We start from the raw sequence: 19,267 nt of genomic DNA, 5'->3' as shown, positions 1-19,267 counted from the left end.
GTCCTTTTCCTAAATATTGTGCAATTTATTGTTTAAATTTTTCGAGCAAAAATGCTGTCAATTCAGTGACCGCAACTTGAGATTGTTCCCCTGTCGCAAGCTCTTTAACCAGAAGCTGTTGTGATTCCCACTCACGCTCACCTAAAATCACCGCATAGATCGCGCCAGATTGATCCGCTTTTTTCATTTGGCTTTTCATGCTGCCCTGAGAACCCGTTTTGAAACGAATCGAACTGTTGACTGCCTCTAACTGATCACGGACTTGTTCAGCCAATACCAATGCTTTCGCTTGGTAAGCAGGCTCAGCCAATAAGAACACTTCGCAATCACGAACTGGTTTAGCTTGTTCAACTTGCTCAAGCAAAAGCAGCAAACGCTCCATTCCCATCGCAAAGCCGACTGCAGGAACCGATTGATCTGCTTTACCTTTGAGCTGTCCAACTAGACCATCATAACGACCACCAGCACATACTGTACCTTGTGAACCCAACATGGTTGTTGTCCATTCAAATACAGTTTTGTTGTAGTAGTCTAAACCACGTACTAACTTTTGATTAATAACAAACTGAATGCCAGCATCTGTTAAATATTGCTGTAATTGGTTGAAATGGTTTAATGAGTCTTCTTTCAAGAAATCATGTAGCTTCGGTGCATTTTCTAGAATTTTTTGTGTCGATTCAATTTTTGAATCTAAGATACGAAGCGGATTCGTAGTCAAACGACGCTGTGAATCCTCATCTAATGCATCTTTATGCTCATTGAGAAAGGCAACCAATGCATTACGATATTCTGTACGCTCATCAGTTTCGCCTAAAGTGTTTAACTCAAGTTGAACTTTATCCGCGACACCCATACGCTTCCACAAACGCGCCGTCATAAGGATGATTTCAGCATCAATATCTGGTGTCGCCACACCAAAAGTTTCGACACCAAATTGGTGGAACTGACGATAGCGACCTTTTTGTGGTTTTTCATAGCGGAACATTGGACCGACATACCATACACGTGGAGTTGCCCCACGAAGTAAGTTATGTTCCAACATTGCACGCACACAACCTGCTGTACCTTCAGGACGTAAGGTTAATGATTCAGGCGGATTACCTTTATCAAAAAAGGTATACATTTCTTTTTCAACGATATCCGTTGCATCGCCAATCGCGCGCTTAAATAAACCAGTTTGCTCGACAATAGGTAAACGAATTTGCTGATAACCGTATGCATCCATCAAAGATGCAAGTTGTTGTTCCAGACTTCTCCATGCCGCAGTTTGCGATGGAAGGGTGTCATTAAAACCTTTAATAGCGACAATTGAACTCATGATGAACTACGAATAATTTCTTTAGATTTTGCTTCTTCAAGCTCTTGAACACGTTGACGAACCATCGACTCGATTTCATCAACCAACTGATTTGTATCAATCAAATGGCTTTTTTCACCATTGCGATAAACTAGTGAACGCGGCGACGCACCAACGACACCAATATCAGCTTCTTTAGCTTCCCCTGGTCCGTTGACTTTACAGCCAATCACAGATACATCCATTGGTGTGCGGATATCTTCCAAACGCTCTTCCAATGCTTGCATCACTTGAATAACATTAAATTCTTGACGTGAACAACTTGGACACGCAATAAAATTAATGCCATTCGAACGTAAACCTAATGATTTTAAAATATCAAAACCAATTTTAATTTCATCTTCTGGTTCTGCAGCTAGCGAGATACGCATGGTATCGCCGATGCCTTCCATCAGTAACCCACCAAGTGCAATTGCTGATTTCACCGTTCCAGTACGATAGATGCCTGCCTCAGTCACACCAAGATGCAGAGGATTATCAATCTGTTGTGATAATAAACGGTAAGCATCCATAGTTAAAAATACATTCGATGCTTTTACACTAACCTTAAATTCATGAAAGTCTAAACGATCTAAGATATCAATATGACGCATCGCTGACTCAAGCAATGCCTGACCCGTTGGTTCGCCATATTTGACTTGCAGATCTTTCTCTAAAGAACCTGCATTCACCCCGATACGAATTGAAATGCCATGATGTTTTGCAGCAGCAACGACTTCACGCACTTTTTGATCTGAGCCAATATTACCTGGATTGATACGAAGACAATCTGCCCCATAATCCGCGACAGCCAAAGCAATACGATGGTCAAAATGAATATCAGCAACTAAAGGAACCGAAACGCGTTTTCTAATCGCACCGAAAGCTTCAGCAGCCTCCATAGATGGCACTGAAACACGCATGATATCGGCACCAGCATCTACACAACGCTGAATTTGTGCAACTGTGGCATCGACATCACAAGTTTCTGTATTTGTCATACTTTGAACACTGATCGGCGCATCACCACCGACATACACCGAACCAACACGAATTTTTCGTGTCGGGCGGCGCTTAATTGGGTTCACGATCATCGTATAGCTCTACTCTAATTGGCATTAACGAGACAAACGGAATTCTGCTTTTCCATTAACGGTGTATGGAGATAAGGAGATTTGCTCTTGGTTTAAACTCAATGACACAGCAGTTGCATCATCCAAACGTATTTGGAATGGTGACTCACCACTGAGTGTCAATGTAGATGATTGACGACCTGTTGCCAATACTTTACCAGTCGCATCAACAATATGAACTGATGTTGGACGGCTAAAACCAAGCACTAACTGATCACCTGATGTAGTTACGGTATTGCCCATTGGAAGAATTTCGACATCTGAATTCGTCACTTTTGGTACATCAACTTCATCTTTTTGACTTGAGGTCCAGTTCTGTACAGCCATTACAGCTAACCACCCCAAAACAAGTACAGCAACTAAAATCGATAAACGTTTTAGCCATTTACGATTACGTACACTTTTAGAGCCTGAAAGTTTCCCCATAATTTTAATTGGAGAGTTATTCAAAGCGTGATTTGCTTTTAAGCCGGTATCGTTTGCGTAGATTTCATCAAAGCGTTGAATGATCGCACTCGCATCTGCATTTAAGCATTTGGCATACGCACGATAGTAACCTTTGATGAAAGTTGCTTCTGGCAATGATTTATAATCATCTTGCTCTAATGCCGTTAACGTTTTAACAGGCATATTCAAAACGTTTGCAATCTCTTCAAGTTCTTTCTTTTGTGCAATACGAATTTGACGCAAATACTCACCTGGTCGTTGAATATTTCCTAACGTAGACGAAGGTGAGGTTGAGCCAGTTGGCTGATGTGAATTTGGATTTATTTCCATACGGCCTCAGTACTGTACTGTAATTGCAAATAACGTTGATATTCTGGACTATCAGGAAATAAAGCACGCATTTGATTCACTAATACTTGCATTCCTAATTGATCCGCATTCGCTCGAGCAATGCGTATACCGATCCAAAGTGCACGAGCACCTTGATTTTTCTGCCCGACATTACGAACGTATTGTTCATAAAGTTGCGATGCATCTCTATTATTTTGTTGCAAATAGAAAATTTCGGACAACTCTAACATTGAAATTGTCGAATTTCGATTTGCTTGTAAGGCTTGCTTGAATGATTTTTCAGCATTCGCAACATCACCCAGTTTTAAATAGATTCGACCCAAGTTTTCCAACGATTGGTAACGCTGTTCGTAACCTAACGTCGCACCTGCAACGGTAAATTGCTCAATCGCCTCATTATAACGTTGCATTTGATACAAATATGTACCGTAATTATTACGAGCTTGGGCATTATCGGGTTCTGAAGAGATTGCTCGCTTAAAATAAGCTTCTGCTTTCTCCATGTTTGGTTTACTGCCTTCTTGTTGCAACAAAACACCCATCATCATATTGGCAGTAGCATCACGTGGATCAATTTTTAAAGCTTGATCAAGGGAACGTTTCGCTGAATCCAAATCACGTGTTCGAATATATTCAGCAGCGAGTTGAGTTCGGACTTGTACTGCCTTTTCTGGATCTTTTCTTAACGTTGTTGATTGGCAGGCAGTCAAACCTAATACAGTAAACACAACAGTAGTAGCTAAAATCGTTTTTAGTCGAGTTGTATTCAACGCTTTTCCCCTAAGATTATCCTTGTGTGCGCAATATTTCTTGTCGTTGCGCCACTTTCTTTTTCCATTGTTCTGCACGGCGAGTTCGGTCTGCAACTTGCCCAACCAATTGACCACATGCTGCATCAATATCATCACCACGTGTCTGACGAATCGTACACACAAATCCTGCATCAGACAAAGTTTTTTGGAATGCAATAATACGATTTCTGCTTGAACGACCGTATGGCGCATGCGGAAATGGATTAAATGGAATCAAGTTGATTTTACTTGGTAGATTTTTTAATAATTTTAATAATTGTTGAGCATGCTCAGGCTGATCATTGACACCTTCAAGCATGACATATTCAATCGTGACATGACGACGTGCGCTTTCATTACCATCTTTGGCTAAATAGCGCTGACAAGCAGCGATTAACTGTGCCAATGGGTATTTTTTATTAATTGGTACTAACTCGTTACGCAACTCATCATTTGGCGCATGTAAAGAAATTGCCAAAGCAACATCAATATCTTGTGCGAGTTGGTCAATCTTCGGTACTACACCCGAGGTCGATAAAGTTACACGACGTTTAGACATCCCATATGCAAAATCATCTAGCATTAACTGCATAGAACTCAACACCGCATCATAATTGAGTAATGGCTCACCCATACCCATCATTACGACATTAGTTACAGTTCTTTCGCGCTCAGCTACAGGCACATCTTCCATATAAGAATAATTTGCCATCCAAAGCTGACCAATAATTTCAGCAGGTGTTAAGTCACGTTGGAAACCTTGTTTACCCGTTGAACAGAATGAACAATCAAGCGCACATCCAACTTGAGATGAAATACAAAGTGTTTTACGTGCACCCGTTTTGTCTTCTGCTGGAATGAGTACAGTCTCAACTAAAGACCCCTCACCATCTCCTACACGGAAAACCCATTTACGAGTACCATCTTTAGAATAATTACGGTGAACAACTTCAGGAGCTTTGATTTCACAAATTTTTTCTAATTTTTCGCGAAGTTTGCCCGAGATATTGGTCATCTCAGCAAAATCAGTAACAAAATATTGATGAATCCATTTCATCACTTGACCAGCGCGAAACTTCTTTTCACCTAATTCTTCAAAAAAGGCTTCTAATTCTGTACGTGACATGCCAAGTAAATTTACTTTTTTATCGGCAGCTTGGACGACAGATGTAGAAACAGACTGTTGTTTTTCATCCAAATTTTCTGATGAAACGACCACTGCAGAACTCATGTATATTTACCTAAACGATATCAGCACTAGAAAATATTGTGCATTATCCACACAATTCAATCTATAAAAAACAAAAAACCAGATAAGTAGTATACCACTTATCTGGCTTGAATACTTTGGATTAACGAGTGCGTGGGCAAATCTCGTTATCAGCAAAGAAGTAAGCGATTTCACGCTCAGCAGAAGCTACTGAGTCAGAACCGTGAGCAGCATTTTCATCAATGCTTACAGCGAAGTCAGCACGAATCGTACCTGGAGCAGCTTCTTTAGGGTTTGTAGCACCTAAGATTTCGCGGTGAGCAAGAACTGCATTTTCACCTTCAAGAACTGATACAACAACTGGACCAGAAGTCATGAAAGCAACTAAATCACCAAAGAAACCACGCTCTTTGTGCTCTGCATAAAAACCTTCAGCATCAGCTTGAGAAAGGTGTTTCATTTTAGTCGCAATGATTTTCAAACCCGCTTTTTCGAAACGAGCAAAAATGTCACCGATGTGGTTTTTAGAAACTGCATCTGGTTTTACGATAGATAAAGTACGTTCAATCGCCATGATTGACTCCTATTATGTGTAAACTAAAAAAATTTGCCGCATTATACCGATGTAATCGTTAATAATCAGCTTGAATATCTAAAAGTTCTGAGATTTCTGATAAATTTTTAACGAACTTCGTCTAACCAAGCCATTTGAATGGCTTCAAGCAAACCTTCTGTCGATTTATTCGGATCATCGCTAAAGTCTGGTAATGCGCAAACCCATGCATGTAAATCAGTAAAACGAATCCATTGTGGATCCACATCTGGATGTGCTTCAGTGAGTTCAATCGCAATATCAATCGTATCTGTCCAACGTAAACCCATGAGTTAACCTAATAGAATGTGATTATTGAACGTACTTTAACAAATGATGTGTTTTAAGAGATAGTGATGACCATCAAAAACATCACAAAATCACGTTAAAACTTGGCGCGAGTAAGATAATTGTGCTAGCTACCGATGCACCAATGATCGCACCAACAATCACATCACTCGGATAATGCAGACCAAGCACCATACGAGATAAAGCGACCAGTATGGTAAACGGCAACATCAGAATGAGTAAAAGTGGTTGTATATAACCTAATGTGATTGTCACCATCACTGCGTGCAAAGTGTGCCCCGAAGGAAAGCTAAAATGATCTAAAGGTCGCTCACCTAGTACAATCACCTGATGTACTTGATAAGGTCGAGGACGGGTCGTTTTATTTTTCAAGAATTTATAAATGAGTGTCCCTATAGAACCCATCACAACGAGATAGAGTATATTCAGACCGTATGCCACACCCTGCATTGTCCAAACAGACAACAACATGATATACCAAAATGGTCCATCTCCCAAACGACTAATCGTTTTAAAAAATAGTGCAATACGTTGTGACTGTGATAGATGGTTAAGGTAAACACAGCCTTTTAAATCGAGATCGAGCATTTTTATTTTTGCATTTTCAAATTTCATATTTTTTCTCCTCTTAATGAGAATTGCTTAGGTCACGGTCATGGGAGACTCCTTTGCGACCTGATACAGTGCTTGTTCTAATTGTTGTACGGGATACTGCCAGCTATTCGACTGAACACTTTCACTTGCCAGTTGTCCCATTGCTCTCAATTGCGTTATCGCAGGTAAATTACAGATTAATTCAACAAATTCAGTTGTGTTACCCAAAGGTGTTAGCCACCCGGTCTGACCATGTTTGACGTGCTGATGAGCACAAACATAATCATAAGCAACAACGGCTAGACCACTTGCTATCGCTTCTAAAACGACATTCCCAAACGTATCTGCCTGACTAGCGAAGGTAAAAACGTCCGCACTCGCGTAAGCAGCGGCAAGATCTTGTCCACTCAAATTACCAGTAAAAATAATATCTTTTGAGTTTGCTAATTTTGTTAGACGGACACGATCAGGACCATCGCCAACGATCACAAACTTAATATTGCAACCTTGCTGAGCTTGCAATGCATGAAAGCTCTTAATGAGAACATCTACTTCTTTTTCTGGAGATAAACGACCCACATATAGCATCACGCGAGTATCTGTATCAGCCCCCCAACTTTGACGTAGTTTTTGAGAGCGATGCTTAGGCGAAAATTTTTCTACATCTACTCCACGACCAACCACCACCAATGGACATGTCACACCAAAACTACGTAATGCTTGTTCAGTAAACTGACTCGGGACACAGGTTACGTCAGTACTGTTATGAAACCATGTTAGATATCGCTGGATGGGTTTGACTAAAAAAGCCAAATCAAAAAAACGACTAAAATCATGGAAGGCTGAATGAAATCCACTTGAGACTGCAATTTTTTTACTTTTCGCAGCTTGTAAGGCCGTTAAACCTAATGGCCCTTCTGTCACAATATGCACAACATCTGGCGCGAAATTTTCAAAAGCTTTGGAAACTTTAAGATATTGTGGCCAACCGAACTGAACACTTGGGTATTTGGGTACAGGTTGTGACAGCACTAAACACTCTTGATCAGGGTGAAATTCTGTACATACTTCTTTTTGGATCGGGCGTACCAATAAAATTTTATGCCCTAATCTTTGTAATCCTTGACACAATTGCATCATCGACATCGCGACACCATTAATTTCTGGTGGCCAAGTTTCAGTAACAATTGCGATTCTTAAACGTGGGCGAACTAAATCTCGAAGTTCAGACAATTCATCTTGTTTGTTTTTAAGTTGCTTCCTTTTAAAGTAAAACTTAAAGCTTTCAGGAAACTGTTCTTGCTCTAAAAGAGATGTCGCGTATGTACTTTGCATATCGCCATCCATTTGTGTCGTTATTTTCATGCTTTAAAGCTTATAAATATTTTTTGACACTTTAATGATCAGGATGTGACAGTTTTTTGACAAACCATAACAACAAATGCCCAATATCGGATAAATACTGGGCATTTTATAAAATATAGAAAAACTATTGTATTGGATTATCTATCGCAAAGATCTGCTGATCTTCTAAACGATATGCAAGCAACCGCTGCCCCCAAACACAACCACCATCTACATTCTGAATGTTGGCGTTAATTGTTTTTCCCTGTAAAGCTGCCCAATGCCCAAAAATAATATGGTGTGTTTTCGCAGCCAAACTCTCATATTCAAACCAAGGCTTAAACCCTTCAGGCATTGGAGCATCTAAAGCATCTTTAAATTTAAACTCTAAACGTCCATCAATATCCGTTAAACGCATACGAGTCAGATAATTGGTAATACATCGTAAACGCTCAGCACCCGATAATTCATCAGTCCACAAATCAGGTTGCTCTCCATACATTTCCCGCAGAAAAGCATCCAAAACGCACAGATCTTCATGTCCGACAGCGTGTTGCACCTCTTGAGCAAGCTCCACAGTTTTTTCAGCTGACCAAATATGGGGAATCCCAGCATGGGTAATAAGCGTAGTGTCATTTGGCGACAAACTTAATGGCTGTTTACGCAACCAATCGATGAGTTCATCACCATCAATTGCATCAATTACATCTTGAGTCCGATCTTTGTCTTTGATTTTCTTAAACCCACGTGCACAGGCAATCAAGGTCAGATCATGATTGCCTAATACAGTAGCAGCAGCACCACGATCAGCAAGTTTTTTGACGAAACGCAATACACCGACCGAGTTTTCACCACGCGCGACCAAATCACCAGCGAACCAAAGAAAATCCTGATCAGGATCGAAACGGATCTCTTTTAAAAGTGCTTTTAATGCTTCAAAACAACCCTGCACATCACCAATCACATAGTTATAGCGTTTAGACATCAAGACACCATTTGGTCAGATAAAGCCACAAAGTCAGCCAAACTTAATGTTTCAGGACGAGCCATCGGATCTACACCAGCTTTCTCAAAGCCGTCTTCAGCCAACATACCTTTCAAACTATTACGCAATGTTTTACGACGTTGTGTAAAGACGTGCCCAACTAAGCGAGCCAAAGCTTTTTCATTTTTTGCAATAATTGGCTTCGTCTCATAAGGCTCCAAACGAAACACGGCTGAAGTCACTTTAGGTGGTGGGTTAAAGGAACCTGGTGGCACTTCAAATAAGAACGTTGGTTTACAGTAATACTGAATCATTACAGATAAACGTCCATATTCTTTGGTGTTTGGTTCGGCAGTAATACGATCCACTACTTCTTTCTGCAGCATAAAATGCATGTCTTTGACTTTATCGCCAAACTCTAAGAGGTGAAAAAGCAATGGCGTTGAAATATTGTACGGCAAGTTCCCTACTACGCGGAGCGGACGCCCTTCTTGGAATAATTGGGTAAAGTCATATTTCAAAGCATCTGCTTCAACAATAGTGAGTCGCTCAGGATGTGGTACTCGACCAGGTAAACCTGCTGCCAAATCTCGGTCAAGTTCGACTACGGTTAAAGCATCGCACTCACCGATCAATGGAGAAGTTAAAGCAGCTAAACCTGGACCAATTTCAACTATATTATCGCCCGCACGAGGATTCACTGAGCGTACAATTTTGGCAATCACACGTTGATCATGTAAAAAGTTTTGACCAAAACGTTTTCGAGCCTGATGCCCTTCATCTTTAGGGTTTAGGGCATTAATTTGATACATAATAATTCCAATGCGAATAATTGGCTCGTTAATCAATCACGAGCGAGATCAAGTGCTAAATCAACTGCGACATGCAAGCTAGACGCTTTTGCTTGCCCAGTACCAGCAAGAGAAAGTGCTGTACCATGATCAACCGAAGTTCGAATAAATGGCAAGCCTAAAGTAATATTGACTGCTTCACCAAAGCCCTGTGATTTTAGCACAGGTAAACCTTGATCGTGATACATGGCTAAAACTGCATCCGCATCTTTTAAATTTTCAGAGGTAAATAAAGTATCTGCTGGTAAGCTCAGACTCATTTGGACACCTTGAGCACGATACTCTTCCAAAACAGGATTGATCACATCAATCTCTTCACGTCCTAAATAACCATCCTCACCTGCATGAGGATTCAACCCACATACCAAAATACGTGGTTGGTTAACTTTAAATTTTGTTTTTAAATCATGAATCAAAATATCAATGACTTGATGCAATTGCTCTTGAGTAATGGCGTCTGGAACATCACGTAATGGTAAATGCGTTGTCGCCAATGCTACACGTAAAGTTTTAGTTGCTAACATCATCACAACACGATCAACGTGAGCAAACTCTTGGTAATATTCAGTATGTCCACTAAAGACAATACCTGCATCATTGATAATCGACTTTTGTACAGGAGCTGTCGCAACACCTACGCTTTTTCCAGACAAGGCATAATCAGCTGAACGATGAAGTTGTTCTAATACATAAGATGCATTCTCGGCATCTAAACAGCCTAAACTAACAGGTTTAGCAAGAGCAATATGCTCGACGTATAATTGACCATTCAAACTCGGTTCAGTCTGGCCTGAGTATAGAACTAATTCAACCTCAAGCCCGAGTTGTTCTATCCGCTGTTTCAACATATCTATATCAGCTAAAACGACAACGGGACGCAGATCTTCTCTATTTGCCAAATTAAGACAAATATCAGGACCGATGCCAGCTGGCTCACCTGACGTGACATATAACGGCAGCATCTTACAGACCTAACTTGATTTCAATTCCAACTATTATATACCGCTATTAAATTTTGATTGAGTGCATTTGCTTTATTTTTGGTACTCAGTGAAATATCAAAAATAATTTGAGCAAAATTTTAAAAAGTATTCACACATTGAATTTATCTTGCTCAAGGCGCTTTTACTTTTGGCAAATTAGATGGCACTAAGTTAGAAGGTGAGAAAGTTGGTGTTCTCGTCCATGGATTAATTTTAGGCTTATCTTTTTTCTCAGGTTGAGCAACCACGATTGCTTGTGGCTTTTCCTTTTTCTCAATAGTGATCGTTGTATTCGCAGTTTTCTCAGTCACAACTACAGTACTTGCAGCTTTATCAGCCACAGGATTAATCGGAGTTTCTTTTTTATCGCTAGTTTGTTGAACAAGCTCAGTCTGTGATTCTTTCTTCTCAGTTACATTTGATACAACTGTGCTGTTCATTGGAGTTGTATAAGGCTGAGCAGCAAGCACTCCTTGTTTCACAACAGTTTGAGTCGAAGGTTTCACTGTTTGAGTTGCAGCAGCTGAACTCGATGTTCCCTGAAGATTCATCGGATCAACTGGAATTTCGATAGGTTTCATTTCAGCTGTGACAGCCATCATCGGATCAAAATGTTCATTACCACGGCTTTCCAAAACCTCAAGTTTGCGTGTCGACCCTTCCTTCGGCTGAAATTCTGAATAATTTGTAATACTATTTCTATCCACCCATTTATAGAGCTTCCGAGCATGTGTTTGGGTTATGCTTAACTGTAAAAGTAAGACAGCTATGGCAATTTTTAAAAAAAACGACGAGTCCATCAAATTCCCCCAAAAAACATATAAGTACTTCTATTTTTTAAATATTTGGTATAAAAATAATAGGGCAGTTTTGAGTCCCTAACAAGCTAAAATTCGTTTCTGACACTTAATTTTAAGAACATTACAAAACTGGTCGAATATTCACAAAATATGACATTTCCAAAGGATTATTGTTGTGATGATCAATTAATTCATGTAGAATTCGGTCTCCTTTTGTTTGGGCGATTCCTTGCTCAAACCAACTATAATAGGTAGTGGTTAATGAAAACTCTCAGCGCTAAGCCAGCTGAAGTTCAACACGACTGGTACGTTGTTGATGCTTCTGGCAAAACTTTAGGTCGCCTTGCGACTGAAATCGCTCGTCGTTTACGCGGTAAGCACAAAACTTCTTATACTCCTCACGTTGACACTGGTGATTACATCGTTGTTATCAATGCTGAACAAGTTCAAGTAACTGGTAACAAGTCTCTAGATAAAAAATATTATCGCCACACTGGTTTCCCTGGTGGTATCCGTGAAACTAACTTCGAAAAGTTAGTTGCTCACAAACCAGAAGAAATTTTCCAACGCGCTGTAAAAGGTATGTTGCCAAAAGGTCCTCTTGGTTATGCTATGATCAAGAAAATGAAAGTGTATGCTGGTGCTGAGCATCCTCACACAGCTCAACAGCCACAAGTTTTGGACATCTAAGGGATACAGCACATGGCTACAAACTATGGTACAGGTCGCCGTAAGACCGCAACTGCACGTGTTTTCTTATCAGCTGGTACAGGTAAACTCGTAATCAACAATCGTACTTTAGAGCAATATTTCGGTCGTGAAACTGCTCGTATGGTTGTGCGTCAGCCTTTAGAGCTTTTAGAAGTAACTGAAAAATATGACCTTTACATCACTGTTAAAGGTGGTGGTATTGGTGGTCAAGCTGGCGCTATCCGTCACGGTATTACTCGTGCATTGATCGCTGCTGACGAAACTTTAAAACCTGCTCTTCGTCAAGCTGGTTTCGTTACTCGTGATGCTCGTGAAGTTGAACGTAAGAAACTTGGTTTACGTAAAGCTCGTAAACGTCCTCAATTCTCTAAACGTTAATCGTTTTACGAATTGGACAAAAACCTCGGATTTTTCCGAGGTTTTTTATTTTAGATTAAACAAAAGAATTCAAAGATGCTTTTGTATGATTTTTTTAGTATGCTAAAACGTTTATATAATTAGTTTTGTGATATGTCATCGGTTGAAAATACGCCTGTTCAAGGCATTACGTTGTATAGTCATGCAGATGATTTCCGCTCACATTGGATTCGTTTCTTATTAGCTGAAAAGCAAATCAAATATCAGCTCATTATCACAGATCATGAAGATGAAGATCTCGCTGATCTTAATCCCTACAATCAATTACCAATGCTGATTGAACAAAATCTAAAACTATTTTCAGCTACCGTAATTTCAGAATATCTAGATGATCGATATCGTCAAAATAAGCTGTATGCTGACGCACCGATGTCAAGAGCCGAACAACGTCAATATATATGGCGTTTCGAACAAGACTGGTTCAAACTTGCTGATCACATGCTAAAACATGCAGACACATTAAATTTAGAACTTAAGCAAAAAGCACAAAAAGAGCTTAGAGATACGCTTATTTCGCTAACGCCTTTATTTCAACATTTCCCTTTTTTTATGTCTGAAACATTTTCGATTTTGGACTGTATCTTAGCCCCTATTTTTTTACGACTTAAAAACATGGGGGTTGAATTACCCCAACAGCACTGCCGCCCTATTTTTCTTTACTGTCACCGCGTCTTCAACAGACCAGCATTTATCAAATCAATGACACCACAAGAAAAAAACAGCTACAATGAGTTAATTTCAACGATTTAATAAGCTTATAAGTTATGTCAGAGCAATTGAATTTCAGCCCTACACGCCCCTATCTTGCCCGCGCAATTTATGAATGGATCTGTGACAACCAACTCACACCATATCTACTCGTAGATGCAACCCAACCGCATACCGAAGTGCCCTTACAATTTGTGAAAGATGGTCAAATTGTTTTGAATTTAGCGCCACATGCTATTCATCAATTACATATGAGTAATGAAGCGGTTACTTTCTCAGCGCGTTTTGGTGGTGTAGCAAAAGACATCTACGTTCCTATTCAGGCTGTTTTGGGCATCTATGCGAGAGAAAATGGTCAGGGGTTATTCTTTGACCCAAGCGAATATGATGCTGTAGAAACAAACAATGTTGCTGAAACAGCTCCATCAACGGAAGTAGCTGAACCAAGTAAGAAAAAACCGTCCCTTAGAATTTTAGATTAAAATAAAAGGAAATCGAATATGGCGTTTGACCTAGTCCAATATTTTGCTGAACAAATAAAAATTCAAAAACCTCAACTCTTAAATCAGTATTCGGTAAAAGAAAAGGCTGTCTTCATTCAGGAGATCAATGCTCTTGCACTTGCTCGCCTAATCAGTCTCTGGAAGCAAAACGCTAAAAAACTATATCAAGAAATCCAAACTGCGGATCCTCTGTATATACAAGAAATTGCTAGGCATCTTACGACCTCACAGCATAATCAGTCAGCACTAGCTCCCAATGACTTAGAAACAAGTATTTCAGAGATTCTTGTTCTTCAACTCAATGAATTAAATCAACTCGATCAAACAGGTCATTTTGGTCAAATTGGGATGTCAGAATTGTTATTAGGACAAATCGAACATCTTTCTGGCCAGGCAGATGATTGGGTTTGGTCAAGTGCTCAATTAAATGAGTTAATTGGCTCAAAACCAGTTGAGCAAATAGATATTTCATTAGAAGCAACCATGCAGGAGTTCAATCAAATGGTAAATCAAGCACAACCGCATCATAATGACATTACTGAAGAAAATGAAACAAACATGATTGACTCGCCAAAATGGGCGTACATTGTTTCACCATTTGTTGCATTGGTCATTTTGCTATTTATGTATTGTTCATACAGCCAATTAATGATCAACTAAACACGTCAGAAAGATTCAGCAGGTATTTATTACCTGCTGAATCAATACCTTATAAGCACACTTATTTTCTGATAAAATCTTTAAGCTTGTCTAAGCAACATTCTATTTACATTTATTTACAATCAAAAAACCTACTTAAACCTATTTATTTATGTGAAACAACTCACAATAAAATTAAAATATAGTTCTCAATTATTATTTTATTTTGATAGCTTGACAAAAATTGTCAATTTACAGCCATCTTGTGAATTAAATTATTTTAAAGCCCAATTGATTTAATTATAGATTCCTATAATGATATTAACTGCTTTTGAAGAATAATCTAAAACAAAAGTAGGGAATATAAATTCATAAACAAGATGTATTAGTAGAGATAATATCATAGCTAAAATTTCACTAGAAAGCTTAACAAATATTGATGGGTTCGTTGCAGCAGCGTTAGTAGAAACAGAAAGCGGTTTAGCACTAGCAACTCAAGGTGGGGGATCAATTGATTTAGAACTAGCAGCAGCTGGTAATACAGAAGTAATCCGCGCAAAGCGTCCTGTAGCTAACTCATTGAAACTTAACGATGATATCGAAGATATTTTGATTACTTTAGGTAAGGCTTATCACCTTATTCGTCCTCTAGAAAGCAATGGCAATTTGTTCCTTTATCTTGTTTTAGACCGCAGCAAGTCAAACCTTGCTATGGCACGTCACGAACTTAAAACGTTTGAAAAAGAATTAAATTTTGCTTAATTAGTATTATCTAGTTACTTTATATACTAGACTTCTTGTATATTTTTATATTCCATTAAAATATAAAAATATATGAGAGGTCTATTATTAGTCATTAATTATGACTAATTTTGTGCAGTCCAATTTTTTATAAAACATTAAAGTGATACTATGAATGGACATTGCATTAATATCGCAATTTCAGGTATAAGTTTAAAAGTTTCAGAGGAATTAAAAATAGAACTTAGAAAAACAATACCGAATGAATTTGGCATTAATTGGATAAACATCGCCGATCCAAATATAGACTTGCTACTAATAAATGAAAATTTTTTTGATACTGAAGGTATCCAACGAATTATTAAAGAAAAACAATTACCCTGCTTAAAAGTATCTAAAGGACATCACGATTCATCAACGATAGAAGAAAACAACACACTTTATCTGCCATTTCAGCAAGGGGATGCACTAAACAACTGGATTCAACATCGATTATTAAGTTATTTGGCTAGTCACCAACCACAACAAACCAAAAATGAATTGAAGATAGAACATGATGCAATAAATGAAAAATTTCTTGCTGAAATGTTTAATCCAGAAAATGCAAGATTACACATCTTTGATGATCATGGCACTTTAGCCATCATTGATACGCGTAGCCAAATTGCATGGTTAGAGCCAACTCGATTAAATACACAAACAAATCATAGTTTTAACTATAAATTTGCTACTACATCTGATTTTACTAAGGTTTCTCGTAAAGTCGAATATGACTTACAAGACTGGTTATGGAATCTTTTTTGGCATTCTTCTGAATTCCAAAAGCTATCGCCTAAAGAAAACGAATATTACAAAATTGAGTATTGGCCTCAACCACATCAAAGCACAGATCGAAAAATTGCACTTTTACTTTCAGCATGTTTTATACAAGGAGCTCAACTTTCACAGGTTGCTACACAACTCAAACTCCCTATTCAAACGGTTCAACAATTTATTTCCGCATGCATTATTTCAAATAATGGCGGTGTTATCCCAGCGTCAGAAAGTCATTATTTAAAATTAGAGGAAACCAAAGCCTCTAACGAACAACAAGGCTTTTTAAATAAGTTTTTCGGCAAAATCCGACGCCGATTTGGGCTATAAGGAATTCTATGATTCTTCAACAATATAAAATTGTATTTGCAGGAAGCATGGGTGCAGGTAAAACTGAAGCGATTAAATCTCTCTCCGAAATTCCTGTGCTTGCAACCGAAGCATTTAATACAGACAGTCAGGCACATAATAAAATGCAAACAACTGTTGGCATTGATTATGGTGAAATTACTTTAGATGACGGTGTTAAAATTGGACTTTATGGAACACCTGGACAAGCACGATTCGATTTCATTTGGCCAGTTATTTGCCAAGGTGCTTTGGGTGTAATTATCTTGGTTGATCATAATAGTAAAGTTCCTCTAGAGGAGCTAGAAGGCTATTTAGATACTTTTAAAGACTATACACAAAATATTTCGATCGGCATCACGCATGTTGATGAAAATAAAGGGCAACCGATTTCAATTTATCGAGATTGGTTAATTCAAAATGAGTATCAATATCCTCTGTTTTTTATTGATGCCCGAAAACAAGAACACATTCTGCTGATGATTGAATCACTGATTGCAGCATTAGAAGTCAATCTGAGAGCAACGAATTAATCATTTTGAAAGAGAAGAATTATGTTCAGCATTCCAAGTCAACAACGTACAGCGCCAAAGGAGTTGATCCATTTGGCTAAAGCTCAAGCCAATGACATATTGATGAATATTCGTGGCATTGATTATATTATGCTCTGCTCTACAGATGGTTTTGAATTGGCATCAGTTTACAAGAAGAATCCATATAATAGTACTAAGCTTGCTGCGGTGAGTAGTTCTATTCTGGCTATGGTGAGTGCCTTTTTAAAAGAGATTCAACTTACTGGCTGTCAAAGTATTACTTTAGATGCAGAAAATGGTAAGGCGATCCTGACCTCAATCCCTGCCCCCCACCACCCAATGGTTATGGTGACTTTAAGCAACAAAGACGTATTACTTGGTCAATTGTTATATAGCCTTAAGCAAGCAAGCGCAGCAATCATAGAAGCTGATCAAGCATAATTCATAACGCATAAATTAAGCTCTGATGAATGATCAATTTGTCAGAGCTTTTTTAATTTCGAAAATCCACATTCTATAATTTTCTTTTTTGAAGTATTGCAAATAACCCAACTATTCAGAACAAACCCTACTTATCCAGTTTTTAATATGCTTAAACAACAAGATAAATCATACAAATTCAATTGAATGGTAAAAAAAATTAAATGAATTATAAATATTTTTCAATTATGATTATTTTCGAACAAATCATAACCCAAAAAATATTCAAAAACGAAAATTTAAATGATTATGAAAAGGAGTTTGTTCACAAATAATTAAATTTAACGGAGAAGAACGATGAAGCTGGACAGCTTTAAATTTGCCGCTGGGGTTATGCTTTTAGCAGGTGGCGTATCTGCACAAAATGCATATGCTGATTCTTATGTATTTGTCACGAATACAACACCTCAAACGGTATCTGTACAAATCACTCAAACTGGAACGCATATTTTACAAGCTGGAAATGAGTGGGCTCAGGAAGCGACTCAAATCGCACCCTATGAGACTAAACGCGTGCTGCGAATGAATCGATACTCAGGCATAAAATCAGGTAAAACCTATAATTTTGACACTGTTGTAACGAGTGGAAATTCACAAGTAACGCTCAAACAAACCATGACAGGAACTTGGACAGGTAGTACGATTAAGCATGGTATCCAAACAGCAACCACGACATCGCCATGGTATTCTGATCGTGCAATTCATCGAATTAATACAACTTATGCAGGCTTATCTGCTCAGGCTGCGGTCAAAGCTGAATATACGGGTGGGTATGATGATTTCCACTACACAATTCACCAAAACACAGTGCAAGAACCTGTATCCAATAGCGCAGATGAATTAAAAGTACTGTCATACAATATTTATGGATTGCCTATGGTTGCAAGCAAAATTAGCGAACGCCTAGCAGAGTTACCAAATCATTTAAATGGATATGATGTCATTTTGCTTCAAGAAGCATTTTCATCATCACGGACTAGTATGCTGAATCAACTAGCCCAACAATATCCATATCAAACCCATGTTCCAGTTGGTTCAGGCTATAACTTATATGACAGTGGTGTCCTTGTTTTAAGTCGATATCCAATCGTAAAAACAGCTGAAATGATTTATCCAGATTGTACAGGAACAGATTGTTTTGCTGACAAAGGTGTAATTTATGCTGAGATCATCAAAAATGGAAAAGCTTATCACGTAACATCCACCCACACGGCTTCCTTCGATACAGATGAAGCACGTGCATTACGACAAGTCCAATTTAAACAAATCCGTCAATTAATTAATCAGCAGAATATTCCTAGCTTCGATGCGGTATTAATGGGTGGTGACTTTAATGTAAATAAATTCTTATGGCCGCAAGATTATCAAGATATGCTGACCAATCTTAATGCAACTGCACCAATCAGTACTGGTTACACTGCTTCAACTTTTGACCCACGTGTCAACAAACTAGCTGGCGCAGCTGGTTCGGGTGGAACAACGGTTGAATATTTAGATTATGTCGTTTCTTCAAATACACATCGTCAGCCTATTCAATCTCGCAATGATGTTCGTATTTTACGTTCTACCGCAGATCCGCTTTATATGACTTGGGATTTATCAGATCACTTCCCTGTGATGGGACATTTTAACTACGGTCCCTAAGTAG

At 38.6% G+C, this 19,267-nt stretch carries 23 protein-coding genes; 10 read left to right on the top strand and 13 right to left on the bottom strand.

Annotated elements, in window-relative coordinates:
* Positions 1–25: 25 nt before the first annotated feature.
* The 13 genes from hisS to MKL32_RS11635 all read right to left on the bottom strand — a co-directional run bounded on the left by hisS (position 26) and on the right by MKL32_RS11635 (position 11,726).
* Entirely contained in the window at positions 26–1,318 is a 1,293-nt protein-coding gene (gene hisS, locus MKL32_RS11695; RefSeq protein ID WP_039047056.1) for a histidine--tRNA ligase, read from the bottom strand.
* Positions 1,315–2,430, bottom strand: a complete 1,116-nt coding sequence (ispG, locus tag MKL32_RS11690; protein ID WP_004908985.1) for a flavodoxin-dependent (E)-4-hydroxy-3-methylbut-2-enyl-diphosphate synthase — start codon at positions 2,428–2,430, stop codon at positions 1,315–1,317. The genes hisS and ispG overlap by 4 nt, the downstream gene beginning before the upstream one ends.
* A 24-nt stretch (positions 2,431–2,454) precedes the next feature.
* The gene (locus MKL32_RS11685; protein WP_004908989.1) at positions 2,455–3,246 is read right to left on the bottom strand and encodes a helix-turn-helix domain-containing protein; all 792 of its coding nucleotides are present in this window, start codon (positions 3,244–3,246) and stop codon (positions 2,455–2,457) included.
* Positions 3,237–4,037 (bottom strand): type IV pilus biogenesis/stability protein PilW, encoded by an 801-nt coding sequence (gene pilW, locus MKL32_RS11680; protein WP_004908991.1) that lies wholly within the window; start codon positions 4,035–4,037, stop codon positions 3,237–3,239. The genes MKL32_RS11685 and pilW overlap by 10 nt, the downstream gene beginning before the upstream one ends.
* Before the next feature lie 16 nt (positions 4,038–4,053).
* The gene (gene rlmN, locus MKL32_RS11675; RefSeq protein WP_004950309.1) at positions 4,054–5,289 is read right to left on the bottom strand and encodes a 23S rRNA (adenine(2503)-C(2))-methyltransferase RlmN; all 1,236 of its coding nucleotides are present in this window, start codon (positions 5,287–5,289) and stop codon (positions 4,054–4,056) included.
* Positions 5,290–5,410: 121 nt separating this feature from the next.
* Entirely contained in the window at positions 5,411–5,842 is a 432-nt protein-coding gene (gene ndk / locus MKL32_RS11670) for a nucleoside-diphosphate kinase (RefSeq protein ID WP_004908995.1), read from the bottom strand.
* Positions 5,843–5,949: 107 nt separating this feature from the next.
* The gene (iscX, locus tag MKL32_RS11665; RefSeq protein ID WP_004652532.1) at positions 5,950–6,150 is read right to left on the bottom strand and encodes a Fe-S cluster assembly protein IscX; all 201 of its coding nucleotides are present in this window, start codon (positions 6,148–6,150) and stop codon (positions 5,950–5,952) included.
* Positions 6,151–6,232: 82 nt separating this feature from the next.
* Positions 6,233–6,784, bottom strand: a complete 552-nt coding sequence (locus MKL32_RS11660; protein ID WP_039047057.1) for a phosphatase PAP2 family protein — start codon at positions 6,782–6,784, stop codon at positions 6,233–6,235.
* Positions 6,785–6,811: 27 nt separating this feature from the next.
* Positions 6,812–8,128 carry a glycosyltransferase family 4 protein gene (locus MKL32_RS11655; RefSeq protein WP_171191619.1) on the bottom strand — a complete coding sequence of 439 codons (1,317 nt, stop codon included), beginning with the start codon at positions 8,126–8,128 and terminating at the stop codon, positions 6,812–6,814.
* Positions 8,129–8,252: 124 nt separating this feature from the next.
* Positions 8,253–9,092 carry a symmetrical bis(5'-nucleosyl)-tetraphosphatase gene (locus MKL32_RS11650; protein WP_039047059.1) on the bottom strand — a complete coding sequence of 280 codons (840 nt, stop codon included), beginning with the start codon at positions 9,090–9,092 and terminating at the stop codon, positions 8,253–8,255.
* Complete coding sequence (rsmA, locus tag MKL32_RS11645) at positions 9,092–9,904, bottom strand: 16S rRNA (adenine(1518)-N(6)/adenine(1519)-N(6))-dimethyltransferase RsmA (protein ID WP_004950303.1); 813 nt, start codon at positions 9,902–9,904, stop codon at positions 9,092–9,094. The genes MKL32_RS11650 and rsmA overlap by 1 nt, the downstream gene beginning before the upstream one ends.
* A gap of 32 nt (positions 9,905–9,936) precedes the next feature.
* A complete protein-coding gene (gene pdxA, locus MKL32_RS11640) occupies positions 9,937–10,905 on the bottom strand; it encodes a 4-hydroxythreonine-4-phosphate dehydrogenase PdxA (protein WP_270900563.1) in 969 nt (322 codons plus the stop codon).
* A 152-nt stretch (positions 10,906–11,057) separates the two neighbouring features.
* Entirely contained in the window at positions 11,058–11,726 is a 669-nt protein-coding gene (locus MKL32_RS11635) for a hypothetical protein (protein WP_212388093.1), read from the bottom strand.
* 261 nt (positions 11,727–11,987) lie between these two features.
* On the opposite strand from MKL32_RS11635, the gene rplM reads away from it, so the two are divergent.
* From rplM to MKL32_RS11585, 10 genes are all read left to right on the top strand, one after another.
* On the top strand, positions 11,988–12,416 hold the full coding sequence (gene rplM, locus MKL32_RS11630) for a 50S ribosomal protein L13 (protein WP_004909012.1): 429 nt from the start codon (positions 11,988–11,990) through the stop codon (positions 12,414–12,416).
* A gap of 12 nt (positions 12,417–12,428) precedes the next feature.
* On the top strand, positions 12,429–12,815 hold the full coding sequence (gene rpsI / locus MKL32_RS11625; RefSeq protein ID WP_004909015.1) for a 30S ribosomal protein S9: 387 nt from the start codon (positions 12,429–12,431) through the stop codon (positions 12,813–12,815).
* A gap of 132 nt (positions 12,816–12,947) precedes the next feature.
* Positions 12,948–13,604, top strand: coding sequence for a glutathione S-transferase N-terminal domain-containing protein (locus MKL32_RS11620; RefSeq protein WP_005402060.1), 657 nt, complete (start codon positions 12,948–12,950; stop codon positions 13,602–13,604).
* Between the two features lie 14 nt (positions 13,605–13,618).
* Entirely contained in the window at positions 13,619–14,044 is a 426-nt protein-coding gene (locus MKL32_RS11615; protein ID WP_004964140.1) for a ClpXP protease specificity-enhancing factor, read from the top strand.
* Between the two features lie 18 nt (positions 14,045–14,062).
* Positions 14,063–14,725, top strand: a complete 663-nt coding sequence (locus MKL32_RS11610) for a hypothetical protein (RefSeq protein ID WP_087539375.1) — start codon at positions 14,063–14,065, stop codon at positions 14,723–14,725.
* Positions 14,726–15,106: 381 nt separating this feature from the next.
* Positions 15,107–15,466, top strand: coding sequence for a hypothetical protein (locus MKL32_RS11605; protein ID WP_087539373.1), 360 nt, complete (start codon positions 15,107–15,109; stop codon positions 15,464–15,466).
* A 150-nt stretch (positions 15,467–15,616) separates the two neighbouring features.
* Complete coding sequence (locus MKL32_RS11600) at positions 15,617–16,588, top strand: hypothetical protein (protein ID WP_087539371.1); 972 nt, start codon at positions 15,617–15,619, stop codon at positions 16,586–16,588.
* Positions 16,589–16,596: 8 nt separating this feature from the next.
* Positions 16,597–17,139 carry a GTP-binding protein gene (locus MKL32_RS11595; RefSeq protein ID WP_004909026.1) on the top strand — a complete coding sequence of 181 codons (543 nt, stop codon included), beginning with the start codon at positions 16,597–16,599 and terminating at the stop codon, positions 17,137–17,139.
* A 21-nt stretch (positions 17,140–17,160) separates the two neighbouring features.
* Positions 17,161–17,580 (top strand): roadblock/LC7 domain-containing protein, encoded by a 420-nt coding sequence (locus MKL32_RS11590; protein WP_005402056.1) that lies wholly within the window; start codon positions 17,161–17,163, stop codon positions 17,578–17,580.
* Positions 17,581–17,916: 336 nt separating this feature from the next.
* Positions 17,917–19,263: a sphingomyelin phosphodiesterase gene (locus MKL32_RS11585; RefSeq protein ID WP_087539370.1), complete on the top strand. Its 1,347-nt coding sequence runs from the start codon at positions 17,917–17,919 to the stop codon at positions 19,261–19,263.
* The last annotated feature ends 4 nt before the right edge of the window (positions 19,264–19,267 follow it).

The sequence above is a fragment of the Acinetobacter sp. AOR34_HL genome (genome assembly GCF_027854795.1).
In the GTDB taxonomy this organism is placed as follows: domain Bacteria; phylum Pseudomonadota; class Gammaproteobacteria; order Pseudomonadales; family Moraxellaceae; genus Acinetobacter; species Acinetobacter junii.
The sequence above is the reverse complement of the archived record's forward strand: the minus strand, read 5'-3'. Positions and strand labels throughout refer to the sequence as shown.

Bases quoted from the DNA above. Each gene is read 5' to 3' on its own strand.
- hisS (WP_039047056.1), bottom strand. From the start codon at position 1,318: ATGAGTTCAATTGTCGCTATTAAAGGTTTTAATGACACCCTTCCATCG.
- ispG (WP_004908985.1), bottom strand. From the start codon at position 2,430: ATGATCGTGAACCCAATTAAGCGCCGCCCGACACGAAAAATTCGTGTT.
- MKL32_RS11685 (WP_004908989.1), bottom strand. From the start codon at position 3,246: ATGGAAATAAATCCAAATTCACATCAGCCAACTGGCTCAACCTCACCT.
- rlmN (WP_004950309.1), bottom strand. From the start codon at position 5,289: ATGAGTTCTGCAGTGGTCGTTTCATCAGAAAATTTGGATGAAAAACAA.
- ndk (WP_004908995.1), bottom strand. From the start codon at position 5,842: ATGGCGATTGAACGTACTTTATCTATCGTAAAACCAGATGCAGTTTCT.
- iscX (WP_004652532.1), bottom strand. From the start codon at position 6,150: ATGGGTTTACGTTGGACAGATACGATTGATATTGCGATTGAACTCACT.
- MKL32_RS11660 (WP_039047057.1), bottom strand. From the start codon at position 6,784: ATGAAATTTGAAAATGCAAAAATAAAAATGCTCGATCTCGATTTAAAA.
- MKL32_RS11655 (WP_171191619.1), bottom strand. From the start codon at position 8,128: ATGAAAATAACGACACAAATGGATGGCGATATGCAAAGTACATACGCG.
- MKL32_RS11650 (WP_039047059.1), bottom strand. From the start codon at position 9,092: ATGTCTAAACGCTATAACTATGTGATTGGTGATGTGCAGGGTTGTTTT.
- rsmA (WP_004950303.1), bottom strand. From the start codon at position 9,904: ATGTATCAAATTAATGCCCTAAACCCTAAAGATGAAGGGCATCAGGCT.
- pdxA (WP_270900563.1), bottom strand. From the start codon at position 10,905: ATGCTGCCGTTATATGTCACGTCAGGTGAGCCAGCTGGCATCGGTCCT.
- MKL32_RS11635 (WP_212388093.1), bottom strand. From the start codon at position 11,726: ATGGACTCGTCGTTTTTTTTAAAAATTGCCATAGCTGTCTTACTTTTA.
- rplM (WP_004909012.1), top strand. From the start codon at position 11,988: ATGAAAACTCTCAGCGCTAAGCCAGCTGAAGTTCAACACGACTGGTAC.
- rpsI (WP_004909015.1), top strand. From the start codon at position 12,429: ATGGCTACAAACTATGGTACAGGTCGCCGTAAGACCGCAACTGCACGT.
- MKL32_RS11620 (WP_005402060.1), top strand. From the start codon at position 12,948: ATGTCATCGGTTGAAAATACGCCTGTTCAAGGCATTACGTTGTATAGT.
- MKL32_RS11615 (WP_004964140.1), top strand. From the start codon at position 13,619: ATGTCAGAGCAATTGAATTTCAGCCCTACACGCCCCTATCTTGCCCGC.
- MKL32_RS11610 (WP_087539375.1), top strand. From the start codon at position 14,063: ATGGCGTTTGACCTAGTCCAATATTTTGCTGAACAAATAAAAATTCAA.
- MKL32_RS11600 (WP_087539371.1), top strand. From the start codon at position 15,617: ATGAATGGACATTGCATTAATATCGCAATTTCAGGTATAAGTTTAAAA.
- MKL32_RS11595 (WP_004909026.1), top strand. From the start codon at position 16,597: ATGATTCTTCAACAATATAAAATTGTATTTGCAGGAAGCATGGGTGCA.
- MKL32_RS11590 (WP_005402056.1), top strand. From the start codon at position 17,161: ATGTTCAGCATTCCAAGTCAACAACGTACAGCGCCAAAGGAGTTGATC.
- MKL32_RS11585 (WP_087539370.1), top strand. From the start codon at position 17,917: ATGAAGCTGGACAGCTTTAAATTTGCCGCTGGGGTTATGCTTTTAGCA.